Source organism: Pseudomonas sp. P7548 (genome assembly GCF_013386585.1).
Taxonomy (GTDB): Bacteria; Pseudomonadota; Gammaproteobacteria; order Pseudomonadales; family Pseudomonadaceae; genus Aquipseudomonas.
This window is the reverse complement of the sequence record NZ_JACARO010000059.1, coordinates 1-15,147: the sequence shown is the minus strand read 5'-3', so window position 1 is coordinate 15,147 and position 15,147 is coordinate 1. Positions and strand designations below refer to the sequence as shown.

Annotated in this window: 9 protein-coding genes; 2 read left to right on the top strand and 7 right to left on the bottom strand. The window is 62.1% G+C overall.

The window, feature by feature from the left end; genetic code table 11:
• Positions 1-8: 8 nt before the first annotated feature.
• Positions 9-1,526 carry a CoA-acylating methylmalonate-semialdehyde dehydrogenase gene (locus tag HX803_RS22290; protein ID WP_178923552.1) on the bottom strand — a complete coding sequence of 506 codons (1,518 nt, stop codon included), beginning with the start codon at positions 1,524-1,526 and terminating at the stop codon, positions 9-11.
• A gap of 129 nt (positions 1,527-1,655) precedes the next feature.
• Here HX803_RS22290 and HX803_RS22285 point away from each other — a divergent pair, with 129 nt between their 5' ends.
• Positions 1,656-2,603 (top strand): LysR family transcriptional regulator, encoded by a 948-nt coding sequence (locus HX803_RS22285; protein WP_178923550.1) that lies wholly within the window; start codon positions 1,656-1,658, stop codon positions 2,601-2,603.
• 326 nt (positions 2,604-2,929) lie between these two features.
• Positions 2,930-3,220, top strand: a complete 291-nt coding sequence (locus HX803_RS22280; RefSeq protein ID WP_178923548.1) for a DUF3077 domain-containing protein — start codon at positions 2,930-2,932, stop codon at positions 3,218-3,220.
• A gap of 160 nt (positions 3,221-3,380) precedes the next feature.
• Here the strand turns inward: HX803_RS22280 and HX803_RS22275 are convergent, their stop codons facing one another.
• From HX803_RS22275 to recC, 6 genes are all read right to left on the bottom strand, one after another.
• Positions 3,381-3,872: an OmpA family protein gene (locus tag HX803_RS22275; RefSeq protein ID WP_178923547.1), complete on the bottom strand. Its 492-nt coding sequence runs from the start codon at positions 3,870-3,872 to the stop codon at positions 3,381-3,383.
• 4 nt (positions 3,873-3,876) lie between these two features.
• On the bottom strand, positions 3,877-5,139 hold the full coding sequence (locus HX803_RS22270; RefSeq protein WP_178923546.1) for a diguanylate cyclase domain-containing protein: 1,263 nt from the start codon (positions 5,137-5,139) through the stop codon (positions 3,877-3,879).
• Positions 5,136-5,711 (bottom strand): YfiR family protein, encoded by a 576-nt coding sequence (locus HX803_RS22265; RefSeq protein ID WP_178923543.1) that lies wholly within the window; start codon positions 5,709-5,711, stop codon positions 5,136-5,138. The genes HX803_RS22270 and HX803_RS22265 overlap by 4 nt, the downstream gene beginning before the upstream one ends.
• Positions 5,712-5,853: 142 nt before the next feature.
• On the bottom strand, positions 5,854-7,923 hold the full coding sequence (recD, locus tag HX803_RS22260; protein ID WP_178923541.1) for an exodeoxyribonuclease V subunit alpha: 2,070 nt from the start codon (positions 7,921-7,923) through the stop codon (positions 5,854-5,856).
• On the bottom strand, positions 7,920-11,594 hold the full coding sequence (recB, locus tag HX803_RS22255) for an exodeoxyribonuclease V subunit beta (RefSeq protein WP_178923539.1): 3,675 nt from the start codon (positions 11,592-11,594) through the stop codon (positions 7,920-7,922). The genes recD and recB overlap by 4 nt, the downstream gene beginning before the upstream one ends.
• The gene (gene recC / locus HX803_RS22250; protein ID WP_178923537.1) at positions 11,591-15,043 is read right to left on the bottom strand and encodes an exodeoxyribonuclease V subunit gamma; all 3,453 of its coding nucleotides are present in this window, start codon (positions 15,041-15,043) and stop codon (positions 11,591-11,593) included. Before recC ends, recB begins: the two co-directional genes overlap by 4 nt.
• Positions 15,044-15,147: the final 104 nt, after the last annotated feature.

The following is a 15,147-nucleotide window of genomic DNA, read 5'->3' as shown; positions in this document are numbered from 1 at the left end:
TCCCGGAGTCAGCGCAGGTTGATGGTGGTGTTGACGCCATCGTTGACCGTATCGTCGTCGAACCAGCGGCTGGTGACGGTCTTGGTCTGGGTGTAGAACTGCACCACTTGCTTGCCGTACGGGCCCAGGTCGCCGAGCTTGGAACCACGCGAGCCGGTGAAGCTGAAGAACGGCACCGGCACAGGGATCGGGATGTTGATGCCGACCTGGCCGACATCGATTTCGCTCTGGAACTTACGCGCCGCCGCGCCGCTCTGGGTGAACAGGCCGGTGCCGTTGCCGAACGGGTTGGCGTTGACCAGGGCGATGGCCTCGTCGAGGGTCGCGACTTCAATCACCACCAGCACCGGACCGAAGATTTCCTGGGTGTAGATCTGCATATCGGTGGTCACGCCCGAGAACAGGGTCGGGCCGACAAAGTTGCCTTGCTCGAAGCCCGGCACCTTGATGTCACGGCCGTCCAGCTCCAGCTTGGCGCCTTCTTTCACGCCGCTTTCGATCAGGTCCAGGATGCGTGCCTTGGCGCGCTTGGAGATCACCGGGCCGACATCCGTGCCCGCTTCGCTGCCGGCATTCACCTTGAGTTTCTGCGCCAGTGCTTTCAGGTCCGGCAACCATTGCTTGGACGCGCCCACCAGCACCACCACCGAAGTGGCCATGCAGCGCTGGCCCGCCGCACCGAAACCGGCGCCGACCAGGGCATTGAGGGTGTGTTCACGGTTGGCATCCGGCAGCACCACGGCGTGGTTCTTGGCGCCCATCATCGATTGCACGCGCTTGCCGTGTTTGCCGGCCAGGTCATACACGTGGGTGCCCACGGCAGTCGAGCCGACGAAGGACACGGCCTTGATGTCTTTGTGAGTGCACAGCGCATCCACTACGTCCTTGCCGCCGTGCACCACGTTGAGCACGCCAGCCGGCACACCGGCTTCCAGTGCCAGCTCCACCAGCAACATCGTCGACAGCGGGTCCTGCTCGGACGGTTTAAGGACGAAGGTGTTACCGCAGGCGATGGCCATCGGGAACATCCACAGCGGGATCATCGCCGGGAAGTTGAATGGGGTGATGCCGGCGCAGACGCCGATCGGTTGGCGCAGGGTGTAGGTGTCGACGCCCCCAGCGACGTTCTCGGCGAACTCGCCCATTTGCAGGGTGCCGATGGAGCAGGCGTGCTCCACCACTTCCAGGCCACGGAAAATATCGCCTTCGGCATCGGCAATGGTCTTGCCCTGCTCGGCGCTGAGGACCACGGCGATACGCTTGGAATGTTCGCGGATCAAGGCTTGCAGCTTGAGCATGATGCGCATGCGCGCGCCGACTGGCGTCAGCTTCCAGTTCTGGAAGGCGCGATGGGCGGCATCGATGGCGGCGTTGACTTCATCGGCGGTGGCGAAGGGGACTTTGGCCAGCACCTCTTGGGTGGCCGGGTTGACGATGTCGTGCCACTCGGTGGTCTTGGACTCGACCCACTCACCGTTGATCAGCAGCTTGACCTGTTGCACGGAAATATCGGCAGATGCGTTCATGTGGTCTCCAATCTTGTAGTTATGCAGAGACAAGGCGCGTGAATCGCCTTGGAAATGAGGCGTTCGGACTGTTTTTCGAGTATAGATGTGCAAATCTCTAATAAGAACGCACATAAAAGCCGGACCAATATGCAAAAAAACATCACGTCCCTGGGCTCCCTGAACTGGGATGACCTGAAGTTTTTCCTCGAAGTAGCCCGCACCCGCAAGGCCAGCGTGGCCGCCAAGCGTCTGGCGGTGGACTACACCACGGTGTCGCGACGCATCAGCTCACTGGAAGTGTCCCTCGGTACGCTGCTGTTCGAAAAATCCCGGACCAATGGCTTCGTCCTCACCACCGAGGGCCAGCGTTTGCTGGGTTACGCCGAGGCCATCGAAAGCACTTTGCACATGGCCTGCGAGCAAGTCTCCGGCTCCGGTGTGGCGCTGTCCGGCCATGTGCGCATGGGCTGCACCGAAGGGTTCGGCAGCTTCTTCGTCACCCCGCAGTTGAGCCACTTTGTCGACACCTACCCCGCCATCTCGGTAGACATCCTGCCCCTGCCCCACTTCATCAGCCTGTCCAAGCGCGAAGCCGACATCGTCATCGCCCTGGAACGGCCGGAACATGGGCCCTATGTGTGCTGCAAGCTGTGCGACTACAAGTTGCAGCTGTACGCGACCCAGGAATACCTGGACCAGCACCCGCCCATCCGTAAACCGGGGGATTTGGCCGAGCATCCGTTTATCAGCTATGTGGATGATTTGGCGTTCAGCTCGGAGTTGCTCTACCTGGCCAACGTGGTGCCCGGCGCCAGCGCGAGTTTGCGCAGCACCAGCGTGATCGCGCAGTACGTGGCGGCGCAGCAGGGGCGGTCGATGGCAATATTGCCGTGCTTTCTGGCGGCGCAGGATCCGCGCTTGTTACCGGTGCTGGGGGAGCAGATTGCGATCACGCGACAGTTCTGGATGTACTGCCGGGAGGATCTGAGGAAGTTGAAGCGGATTACGTTGTTGTGGGACTACATCAGGGAAGTGACGGAGCAGAATCAGGGGTTGTTGATGGGGGAGACGCGGGAGATCAGGTTCGCGGATTAAAGGGCCATCAACGATGATTCGCTTTAAATTGCAGGACGTTTCCTAGAGACTCTCTACCCCATTGCGCCTTACCGTTGGGGTCACTAGCCTCCTGACTTCGCTGCACATCAGCGATCGGGTTTAGCGACTCGGATTAGTTGGGATGTGATGCCAAAGTATTGCCAGGCTGTTTACCTGTCTTTACCGTTTTATGGCGGCTGTACGCGGGAGACCTTCGGGTCTGCCGGGTTCCCAAATTTACCGGTTCGCTAACCCGTGTACAGCTGCCACCTCTTCATGTTTAGCGACATGCCGTGGTGACCCCTACTGCAAATTTGGGAAACATCATGTCCAAAATCGTCCCCGATCCCCCGCTTTCCTCCATCACCACCCTCGGCGTCGTCACCTTCGGCGACTACGGCGAAAACGAAAGACCGCTGTTTCGCGTCAACGCCGGCATGCCAATAGAGGAAGCGTTAGAGCACGCTTCCACCCTGCTTTTCTACTCCAAGAAACTCGCAATGGACGCCGCCATGGATGTGCGTGGCGAGCAATACGCGTGGGCCGCGCATTACCTGTGTGAGATGGGCAAGGCCGTGGTGGATGACTTGACGCAGGCGATGACACCGGGCCGTTAAGCGAACGAGGTCTCAAGCACACCGCAAAACCCACTGTGGGAGCTGGCTTGCCTGCGATGGCAGTGTGTCAGTCAGTACATCCAGTACTGAGACACCGCTATCGCAGGCAAGCCAGCTCCCACAGTTGATTGGGTTTCACATTGAGATTGGCGGGACGGGTTCAGTCCGCAATCACCACAATCGATACCCGGCGATTCTCGGTGCGCCCCGCTGCCGTGGTGTTCGGCGCGACCGGTTCGCTGCTGCCCAGGCCGCGCAGTTGGATGTTTTCTTCTTTCATCCCGACACCTTGCAGCACCGTGGCCACGCTTTTGGCGCGGCGCAGGGACAGTTGCTGGTTGTAGGTTTCCTTACCCGAGGCATCGGTATGGCCGTCGACGCGCACGCGTTCGATACCGACGCCCAGCAGGGCCTTGCCGATACGCTGGACGATCTCGGTACTGGGCTGGTTGAGGGTTTCGACGTCGCTGCCGAACAGCACTTTGCCGGACAGGCCGAATGCCCAGCCTTCGTCAGTGAGTTCGAAACCTTGCTGCTTGAGGACGGCGACCTGGGCCGGGGTCAGGCCTTTTGGGGGGGCTGTCTGGCATCCACCGAGGGCAAGGAATGCCACCAGCAAGGTGATAAACATAAATCGTGCAGTCGAGAACAAGGGATCAACTCCTGTGTTGAACGTTGACGACGGGGTTCTCCGACTCCGCCGTTTGCTGGCCACCGGACGATAAACGCTTGGCCTGGTACATCGCCGCGTCGGCGGCATTGAGCAGGGTGCCGGGAGTGGCGCCATGATCGGGGTAGAGGGCAATGCCGATACTGAGTGAGGTCAACACCTGGGTGTTGCCGGGCACCGGGATCGGCTGGTCCATGCTGGCAATGATTTTGTCGGCGATGCGCTGGGCATCTTCCACGTTGTGCAAGGGCGCCAGCAGGATGGCGAACTCATCACCGCCCAGGCGCGCCACCAGGTCATCTTCGCGCAGCTGGGCGCGCACACGGTCCGCCACGGCCACCAGCACCGCATCGCCTGCGGCGTGGCCAAAGCTGTCGTTGATTTCTTTGAAACGGTCGCTGTCGAGGTACAACACCGCCACCCGTTCCTTGGCCTTGGCCGCGCTGCGCAGGGCACGAATCAGGCGCCCTTCGAAGAACGCACGGTTGGGCAGGCCGGTGAGGCTGTCGTGATTGGCCTGGTGGGCGAGGGATTCGTTTTCACTTTGCAGGTGGCTTTGCCAGGCTTCCATCTCGCCGAGCAACGCGTTGAAGTCACTGCCCAGGCTGTCGAGTTCGGCAATTCGCGCCGGAGGCACGCGGCGGTCGAAGTCGCGCTCGCTGCGGGCGGCGTGGGCCACGGAGGCGAGACTCTGCAGGGGGCCGGTGATGCCACGCAACAGGCGTCGGGCCAGGTGCAAGGCGACCCAGGCGCTCAGGGCGGTGCAAATCAGGATCCCGGCCAGGCCGCTGAGCAAAAAGCGCAGCAAGCTGCCGCCATGGCCGGTCAGGTGAATGCTGCCGATGGTTCGCCCTTGGTGCAGGATCGGTTGATTGATCGGCTGTTCGAGCAGGGTATGGGCCAGCGCCAGTTCGACGCGCGACAGCATGCCGGTTTCCGGGCGGGTCCATTGCGCGAGCACCTTGCCATTCACGTCCTGCACTTGGGCCTCGGCGACCTCTTCAGTGGACGCAATCAGGCTCAGGGCCTCCGTGGCCGCAGCGCTGTCATTGAACACCACCGCTGCCTCCACGGTGTAGTTGATGGAGCGCGCGATCAGGTGCAGGTTGTGCTCGGCGTACACCCGCAGCGCCAGCACGCCGAGCAGGGTCAGGGAGACACTCGCCAGCGTCACCGCCACCAGCGCCAGGATCAAATGCCCTCGGCCAATGACGGAGCGCAGGGTTGGCCGCGCTTTTTCAAGGCTCATGGCGCAGGCGCCCGACGACGAGACAGTTGCAGCACGCTGGGGTGGATTCGCACACCGCTGCGAGCGACGGAGTCGAGGTTGACCTCGAACGACACCTGGTCATCCGCCACGCGCAGGCAGAACAGGCTGCCCACGGTGCATTGGTCGCCGCCTTCGCTGATGCTGAGCACCGGGTGGCCGATCAACGAGGTAAACAGGCGGCCACGCTCATCGGCGGTGAGCTTGCCGATGTACACCGCGTCACAGGCGTTGACGATATCGGGATGATCCGCCAGCAGGCGTTGCACCACCACCGGTCGGCCGGTGGCCTGGGTGGTGCCTTTGACCAGGTCGTCGGTGTATTGGGTCGGCCCGATGATGCACAGGCGCAATTGCGCAGGCTCCACCGGCCAGCGGGCATAACTGAGGATGCCAAGCACCACTTGGGTGACCGCCTGGGCACGCTGGTCAGCCAGGCTGGCCGGGGCAGGCGACTGGGCAAATACCCGGGGCGCGAGCAGGCACAGAACCGCCACCAGTAACATGCGTCTCCAGCTCAAACTGCGCTCTGCGGGCGAGACAGCCACGTTCATGCAGCAATTCTCTCAGGTGTTTTCAAGGTGATGCCGCAACGATAGCACAGCGGCGGAAAACCCCGCGAAGAGTAGGTCTTCACGGGGCGCGCTATTTTTTCAGAAAAATCAGACGACTGAATCAGAAATATTGCGTGACCTGTCAGTCAATTTTTTCAGCGGCATGATCCAGCTCAAGCATCAGCCCGCTCAAACGCTTGACCTTGCGTCGCACTGCCTCCTCGAACACGCCGCCACGGGGCTCGATCAGGCTGAACCAACGCTTGGCCCGGGTGATGCCGGTGTAGATCAGCTCCTTGGTTAGTACCGGGTTCAGTGCGTCCGGCAGGATCAAGGCGGTGTGGGTGAACTCCGAGCCCTGGGATTTGTGCACGGTCATGGCGTACACGGTTTCCACGTCGTTGAGCCGGCTGGGCAGCACAAAGCGCACACCGCCCTGGCCGTCGTTGCGCGGGAAGGCCACACGCAGCACCTGGGGGCCGCCATCGCTTTCGGGCAATTTCAAGGCAATGCCGATGTCACCGTTCATCAGGCCCAGGCCGTAATCGTTGCGGGTCATCAATACCGGGCGACCTTCGTACCATTGATCATCGCCTTCGATCAGCCGCACTTTGCGCAGGGCCGCCGTGATACGCAGGTTGAGACCTTCGACGCCCCACGGCCCCTTGCGCACGGCACAGAGCAATTGGAAGGCGTCGAAAGCCTCGAGCAACTGTTGCGCCCAGTGGATCCACGCCGCGTTTTCGCGCGGCGTATCAAGGGGCGGTCGGGCGCTTTGCAGCAGATTGAGGTAATAACGATACCCCTGGGCGCCGTCGCCCTGCCCGTCCAGCACCAGGCGCTCCAATGCGTGGTCGTGCTCGCCTTTGAGGCTGAGGCAGAACAGGTCGGCGTGACTGCGTGCCGCCAGGAGCTTGCGAGCCTCTTCGGCATTTTGCTGGTTGACCCAACGCGCCAGTTGCCCGATGCCGCTGCCTTCGCCGAATCGCCGCGAATAACGCAGCATCACCACCTGTTGCGCCAACGGGTGACTGCCGTCGAGGTCTTCTTGCAGGCCGCTGGCGCTGAGGTCTTCGCCGCTGACCGCTTGCAGCCAATGCCGCGTGTGAGGGCTGTACCAGCCAGCCTCGGCATCGCGGCACAGATCGCCGAGTACCGCGCCCGCCTCGACCGAGGCGAGTTGGTCTTTGTCCCCCAGCAATACCAGACGTGCGTGGGGCGGCAAGGCGTCCAGCAAGTTGGCCATCATTTCCAGGTCGATCATCGAGGCTTCGTCCACCACCAGCACATCCAGGGGCAGCGGGTTACCGACGTGATGACGGAAGTGCCGCGTGCCCGGGCGGCTGCCCAGCAAGCGGTGAACGGTGGTGACCTGGGTCGGGATTTTTTCCTTCACGCTGTCCGGCACTTTCAGCGACAGCACCTGCTGGCTGATGGATTCGGTAAGGCGTGCCGCGGCTTTACCGGTGGGGGCGGCCAGACGGATGCGCAGCGGGCTGCCGGTTTCCACGGCCGGGCCCTGCAACAGCGCAAGCAGCCGCACCACGGTGGTGGTCTTGCCGGTGCCAGGGCCGCCGGTGACGATACTGAAGGCACCGCGAGTGGCCAGGGCACAGGCCAATTTCTGCCAGTCGATCACACCGTCAGGCGGGGGCTGATCGAACAGGCCATTGAGTCGCTGGGGCAAGTCGGCGCTGACGGTTTCCTGGGTCGCCAGTCGCAGGCGCAGGGCCGTGTCGATGCGCCGCTCGTAGGTCCAGTAGCGGCGCAGATACAGGCGTTTTCCCGACAGAACCAAGGGCCGGCTTTGGGCGGCTTCGCTGCCATCGACGGCCAGGGCGACCAAGTGGCTGGCAGCCAGCGCATGGCACCAATGAGCACCGTCCAACCCGTCGAGCAGTTGCGACGGCAACAGCATGGCGCCGGTTTGCAGGTCGCCCTCGGGCGGCAGGGACAGGGCAAAGTCGGGGGCCTTGAGGGTTTCGAACAGGTCTAGGCAGACGTGACCGTGGCCCAACTGGTGGCTGGTCAAGGCCGCTGCCAGCAGCACCAACGGGTCGGCCTGTGGGTCGAGTTCGTGCAGGAAACCGACGAACGCTTTGTCCAAGGCACGCAGCCAGCCACGATCAACCCATCGCTCCAGCAGTTGCACCAGGTCGCCCGCGCGGCTGAGGGGCAACAGTTCCTCAAGCGGAAGCGGCGACAGGCTCATAGCAGCACTCCTTGTTCCCAGGCGGGCGCGGCCTTGGGCGGGATGGGTTTGCCCTGGAACATCAGGTCCAGACCTTCGATCAACGCCCGTGGTGGCCGGGTGAAATAAGCGCCTTGGCTGGCGGACTGAGTACCGCGCAGAAATACATACAACGCACCGCCCACATGGCGCTCGTAGTCGTAGTCCGGCAGGCGCGCCTTCAGTTGTCGGTGCAGGGCCAGCAGGTAAAGTACGTACTGCAGGTCGTACCGATGGTCGAGAATCGACTGTTCCATAGCCTCATGGGTGTAGGCCGAATCGTCAGGGCCGAGCCAGTTGGATTTGTAATCGGCCACGTAATAGCGGCCGTCGTGTTCGAAGGTCAGGTCGATAAACCCCTTGAACATGCCGTTGAGCAACACCGGTTCGGCGGCGACGCGAGAGACGCCCCCGTGGGTGTACTGGCACACCAGTTTGTCGAGGGCGAGCACGTCGACTTTGTGGCTGGCGAACCAGAACTCCATTTCGATCTGGTACTGCGTGAGGCCGCTGAGGGTGATGTGGCCGTTATCCACCGGCAACGGTGTTTGCAGCAGGTGGCCCAGCCAACTGCTCAAGGTGACGATCCAGCCTTCCCAGTTACGGCGGTTGCAGCGGGCGCCCACGGCTTTTTCGATAGCTACCGGGGTGACGTTGAAGCCCTCCTCACCCGCCCATTCCAACAGGCCGTGGAGGAACGTGCCTGGGTTCGGCCCTCGTGGGAAACGGTGAATGTCGCCACCCGAGGCGGCTACTTCGCGCGGTGCATCGGGGTCCAGACGCTCGTCATCGAACAGCTTCTGGGCCTGTGGGTTTTCCGGTGCTTCGAGGCTGGCGGCGCTCATGCTGTCGCCAATACGCAGCGCGCTGTAGGACGCTATCCACCAGTTCTCCGCCGCCTTGCGTTTGGGCAGCAAGGGTGCGAGCAAGGTGGCTTCATTTTTGGGTGGATGGAACAGGGTGCTGGTGACTTCGGGCACCGGGCCATAGTGGATGGCCTGGCAGCCTTCCTGAAGATCCAGCAGCCAACGTGCAAGGCCAGCGGACTCGCCCAGCGAGGCTCCCGCACCCAGTAGATAACCGAGTGCCGAAAGGTGCAGCACGGAGCTGCTGTTGTTGCCGCGCTTGAGGTCGGCGATGCCGAGCCAGCACGCATGCTTGGCGCGGGTCAGCGCCACGTAGAACAAGCGCAGGTCTTCGGCGAGGCGCTCGTCATCGGCTTGGGCGATCAGCTCGACGGTTGGGCGCAGGCTGACCTGGGATTTACCGTTTTCATCATGGTAGTGAAGGGGCAAGCGGCTGCCGTCGACCGGCTTGGCCGAACAGATGAAGGGCAGGAAAACCAGGTCGTACTCCAGGCCCTTGGACTTGTGGATGGTCACCACCTTGACCAGTTGCTCATCGCTTTCCAGGCGCAGGATCTGCTCTTCACCGGCTTGCCCGGAGAGTGCCAGGTGCTCGGCTAGGTGGCGGATCAGCGCCTGTTCACCGTCCAGTTCCGATGCAGCCTGTTGCAACAGTTCACTCAGATGCAGCAGGTTGGTCAGCACGCGCTCGCCGTCACTGCGGGCGATCAGGGTTTGTGGCAGTTGGAAGTCATGGAGCAGGCGTCGCAACATTGGCAGCACGCCTTGGGTGCGCCAGATCGCACGGTAACCTCGGAACTGCATGACGCGGGTTTCCCACGCCAGTTCGTCTTGATTCAGGCGCTCCAGTTCCGGCAACGAAAGGTTCAGGGTGACGCAGGCCAAGGCGGCACGCAGGGGGCGCTCGACATCCGGCTCGGCGCAGGCCTTGAGCCACGCGAGCAGGTCATGGGCTTCCTGGGCGGCAAAGACGGAGTCTTTATCCGACAAGTAAACGCTGCGCACGCCCCGGGCGGCCAACTCGGCCCGCACCGCCTGGGCCTCCTTGCCATCACGAACCAGGATGGCGATATCCGATGGAAGCACGCCCTTGAAGCTCGCGTCCGGCTGCAGGAAACCCGCCGTACCTTGCTGCCCGCCATTGAGCAACTCAACAATTTGCGTGGCACAGGCCGCTGCCAGTTGCTGGCGATAAACCACGTTGGATATCGGCTGGTCGGTGGACAAGTGCCAGAGGTTCATGGCGGGCAGCGTATGCCCGTCCACTTGCAGCTGTTCCTTGCGGCCCTGGGACAGCACCGACTGGAACGGCACCGGGTTTTCGCCATCCGGCTGACGGAACAGGAAAGCGCCACGGCCGGTTTCCGCACGTTGGAACACATGGTTGACCGCCTCGACCATCGCGTGGCTGGAGCGGAAGTTGGTGCCCAGGGTGTGGTGGCGACCGGTGGTGGACTGGCGCGCGCGCAGGTAGGTGTAGATGTCGGCACCGCGGAAAGCGTAGATCGCTTGCTTAGGGTCGCCGATCAGGAACAGGCCGCTGTCGAGGTGGTTTTCTTCGATGCGGTAGATGCTGTCGAAGATGCTGTATTGCACCGGGTCCGTGTCCTGGAACTCATCGATCAGCGCCACCGGGAACTGTTCGCGAATCACACTGGCCAGGCGCTCACCGCCGTCGGCTTGCAGGGCGGCATTGAGGCGGATGAGCATGTCGTCGAAGCCCATTTCGGCACGACGGCGTTTTTCGTCCTCAAAGCGTTTGCCGACCCAACCAGCGGCGTGTTGCAACACGGCGGCGTCAGGGCTTGGCAGCGCGTCGAGAGCAGCCTTGAGGCCGGCCATGGCGTCGATGCCGGGGTGATGCGGTGGCTCACCTTTCCAGGCTTCGGCCATGCCGTCGGGCGTAAGGCGGGTGAAACCGGTACCGATGTCCAGTTGTTCCAGGGTTTCGTCAGCGGCCCAGGCACTGATTTTTTCGAACCAGGGCTCGAAGTAGCGGGCTTGCATCTTGCGGCCATCGACGGCTTTGGCGGCCACGGCTTGCAGGCAGATGTCGCGCAGCTCGGCGGCCCATTGTTGCCAGGGGGCCTTGATTTGTATCAGCGCCTCACGGCGCTCCTGCAGGCAGGCGTTGATCAACTCGGCAGGGTCGCGGGTTTCGTCGGTGGGCCGTTCGCTGCCGAACAGTGCGCGCACTCGCGGCATCAATGCGGCAGGGCCGCCCCAGTTATTGCGCACCCAGTTGAGCGCGTCGTCGTGCATGGGGTAGCAGAACAGCCGCCAGTAGTCGCGCAGGACTTCGCCGAGCAGGTCGCTGTGGTCGGTTTCCAGGGTCTGGGTGAACAGGCTGCCGCTGTCGAAGGCGTGTTCGCGCAGCATGCGCTGGCACCAACTGTGGATGGTGGAGACAGCGGCTTCGTCCATCCATTGGGCTGCGATGTCCAATCGGTTAGCGCAGGCGGGCCATTGTTCCGGTGGGTATTGATCACGCAAGTCGGCGATCAAGGTGTCCGGCTGCGGGATTTCGTCACGGAAGAAGCGCGCGGCCTCGGACAGACGGATGCGGATGCGCTCACGCAATTCCTTGGTGGCCGCATCAGTGAAGGTCACCACCAGGATTTGCGGTGGCAGCAGTTCGCGGCCAAAGCCTGACTCATCACCACCGTGCCCGAGCACAAGGCGCAGATAGAGGGCGGAGATAGTGAAGGTCTTGCCGGTGCCGGCGCTGGCTTCAATCAGCTGGCTGCCTTTGAGCGGGAAGGCCAGGGCCAAGGGTTTGCTGCTCATGCGCCGGCCTCCTCGCCTGTCAGTGATCGCCATGGAGCGTTGAGCAGGGGGCGATATAGGGTTTCGCACCAACCTTCGAACTCTTCACTCGCCATCAGGGTGGCGAAGTCGGGGAACTGTCGCGTGAGCGCTGGGGTTTCACGGCGTTCACCATCGGTTGTGAGGCCGTCGCCCTCGTAGGCTTTACTCGCTGCTGCCAGGGCTTTTACAGGATCGGTTTGGCCGAGCCAGGCGAAGGCGGTTTTAACGGCGACAGACAGCGGTTTGCTCATGCCGGTATGCCAGGCCAGCAGCAGGTGGCCGAGGATTTCCTGGGCGGCAGGTTTATCCAGAGGTGACAGCAACAAAGTGTCATCGCTGGCCACCAAGCCGGTACTCAACGGCAGCCCGCAGGCGCAGGCAACCACGTGATTGACCCAGGGACGGATCAGGCGATGCCATTTGCGTGATTTGATCGAGCCGATGCTGTTGGGGATGGTGGTGACACTCAACAAGCCACCATCACTGCGCCGGTGCAGGCCACTGATCCAGCCGTCAAGTTGAATGCCTTGATGCTCAAAATTGATCGGTTCCGCGCCAGTGTGAGGCGTCGGCCAGAGGGCGAGTAATTGTTGGTAACGTTGCAGCAGGTCAGGCAACGGCTCGATCAGCTCGTTACGCAAATATTCGCCAAAGCCGACCATGGGCAACAGGCCACTACCTTGCAAGCGCAGGGCCTGCGCGCTTAGGGCTTGGTCGAGATGGTCGGGCTGCGTCAGTGCGGCATTCAGCAGGCTGTCGCTGAGGCTGTAGCGTTGCAGCGCGTCGAGCACGAAGGGTTCTTCGTCGGCCAGCGGCACTTCAGCGGCCTCAAAGAAAACTTTCAGACGCTGGCTGAAGAAGTGTTTGACCGGGTTGCGCAGGAAGTCCTGCAACTGACCGAGGGTCAGGGGTTCTTCCTGCTCGTATTGTGTGAGCCCTTCTTCTTCAAGCCTGGTAACCGGTGCTTCGTGGAGCAACTGCCATTCACGGGCGTAGCTGAACAGTGGGTCACCTTCGTGGAAATAGCGTGCGCTGAAGGGCTGGAGTGGGTGTTCCTGAGTCATGGCGTCCAGCAGGAGCTCTTCTGTATTTGCGTTGTGCCAGCCACTGGCGAGGTGGTCACGCAATTGACCGATCAGCACGGAGGCTGGGCGGTCACTGTTGTCGCGGATGCTGCGGCCCACCCAGCTGATGTACAACTGGTCTCGGGCTGACAACAGGGCTTCGAGTAGCAGGTAACGGTCGTCTTCACGGCGTGAACGGTCGCCAGGACGGTAATCACTGCCCATGAGGTCGAAGTCCAAGGGTGGCTGGGCGCGCGGGTAGTCGCCGTCGTTCATGCCGAGCAGGCATACGAGCTTGAACGGGATCGCACGCATAGGCATCAAGGTGCAAAAATTGACAGCTCCAGCGAGGAAGCGTTGGGACAGGCGACCTTGATCCAGTCCGGCCAGCCAGGCTTCACGGACGACGGTGAGCGGCAACTCATCCTGCAAGCCGACGGACTCACAGGTTTCCAACCAGGTCTCTCGCAGTTGCTCGAGTTGGCCCAGCAAGTAGTCGTCGTGTTCACTGCTCGGCAGGAAGAACAGTTGCATCAAGCGTTGCAGTCGCTCGCCCCATTGTTGAGGGGCGGCTGGTTGGGACAGCGCTTGGTGCGCGTCATTCAATGCATCGAGCAGGGCGACCAAGGGGCCGATAAGGGCAGCGTCAAGGCCACCAATTTCGTCGTAGGGCTCGATACCGTGACACGCAGCGCCGGAGCCGACCGCGTAACCCAGCAACATGCGGCGCAGGCCGAACCGCCAACTGTTTTGCTCCAGCTCATCCGGCAGGCCGAGCCCCGCGCGTTGTTCGGCATTGAGCCCCCAGCGTATGCCGGCGCCTTCGATCCAGCGATGCAGTGTGGGCAGGTCGCGTTCCTTGATCGCGAAGCGCTCGCGCAGGGCGGGCACGTCAAGCAAGTCGAGGATTTCGCTGACGGGGAAGCGGCTGTCGGGGAGTTTGAGCAGGTGTTCGACAGCGATCAGCAGAGGGTCGCGGCCGCGTTGGCCTTGGTCGGTGAGGGTAAAGGGAATGAAACGGGGGTCGCTTTTTTCCAGTTGGCCGAACACTGCGCGAATATGCGGTGCGTAGCTGTCGACGTCGGGGACCATGACGATGATGTCCCGGGGGCGCAGCGTGGGGTCTGCGCTGAAGCGCTGGAGCAATTGGTCGTGGAGGATTTCCACTTCGCGCTGGGCGCTGTGGGCAATGTGGAAGCGGATTGAGGTGTCGTGTTCCAGGTCCACGGCGGGCCATAGCTCGCGGGTTTCGTTGAGCGGGCGCAGTTCGAGGATGTCGTCCTGGAGCTGGTTGAGCAGCGTGGTGGGCTGGCTGTCGCTGAACAGGTCGATGCGCTCATCGCGGAAGGCGGCGCGGTAGCTGTTGGGGTCGTCGTAGCTGTCCAGCAGGCTGATGTAGTCGCGACCTTGTTTGCCCCAGGCTGCCAGCAGTGGATGGGCGTGCTGGTGCAAGGTTTGTGGGTCGATGGTGACCGGCATTCCGGCTTTACGGGCTTGACGCTTGTACTCGTTACGCAGCAGGTCTTTGTCGGCGACGATGTCAGACCAGTGGTGACGGCAAGGGTTGTGCACGCACAACAAGACTTGGCTGAAGCGTGCCAGGCCGGCGAGAGCTTCCAACGCTTGCGCGGGCAAAGATGAGATGCCGAACACAATCACCCGGGATGGCAAGCCTGCCGGAGCTTTTTCAAGGCTGTTGATGCGTTCGATAAAACGCTGGTGGACACCGGCGCGGCTTTCGGCCATGCCCTCTTCTCCTACGTCCAACAGCAGCGCGCGCCATAGCTCGGCTTGCCAGCAGTTGGCGGGGTTGAGTGGCTTGGGCTCGCCTCTGGCGCTACGCAATTGGTGGCGGCCGGCTGCCCAGTCCTCCAGCCAGTCGGCACGATAGACCTGGTATTGATCGAACAGGTCAGCCAGACGCTCGGCGAGTTGGTAGCGTTTGCGCAGGTCAGTGTCGTGGGTGAGGAAACGCTGCAATGGTTCAAAGTGCGGTTGATTGATGAGCTCTGGAAGCAGCCGCATGAGGCGCCAGGTCAGCGGCGCTTTATCGAGCAGAGACTTGGGCGGAATTTCATCCTTGCCCAAGACCATGCGATAGAGCTGCCACATGAAACTACCGGGTAGCTGCACGTCAATTGCAGCAGCGATGCCACAACCGCCCATGTCGTCGTCTTCCGGATCTTCAGCCAGGGCCAATTTGAGCCACTGTGCGATACCGTTGCTTTGTACCAAGGCAATTTCGTTTTCCAGGGGCGCCAGTGGATAGCGGCGCATCCAACTGACCACCAGGCTGCGCAGTTCGTCCAGGCGGTTGCCGTGAACCACCATGAATCCAGCGCTGAGGGACGTTGCATCCGGCATAACGGCTTCCTTGGGAAAAGCAAAATCGAGGGTGCGACTTTAGCACTGTGGGGAGTTGTTGGCGGAGTTGGGATGTTAGCTGGCTTTTCGACCGCCCAAAACAA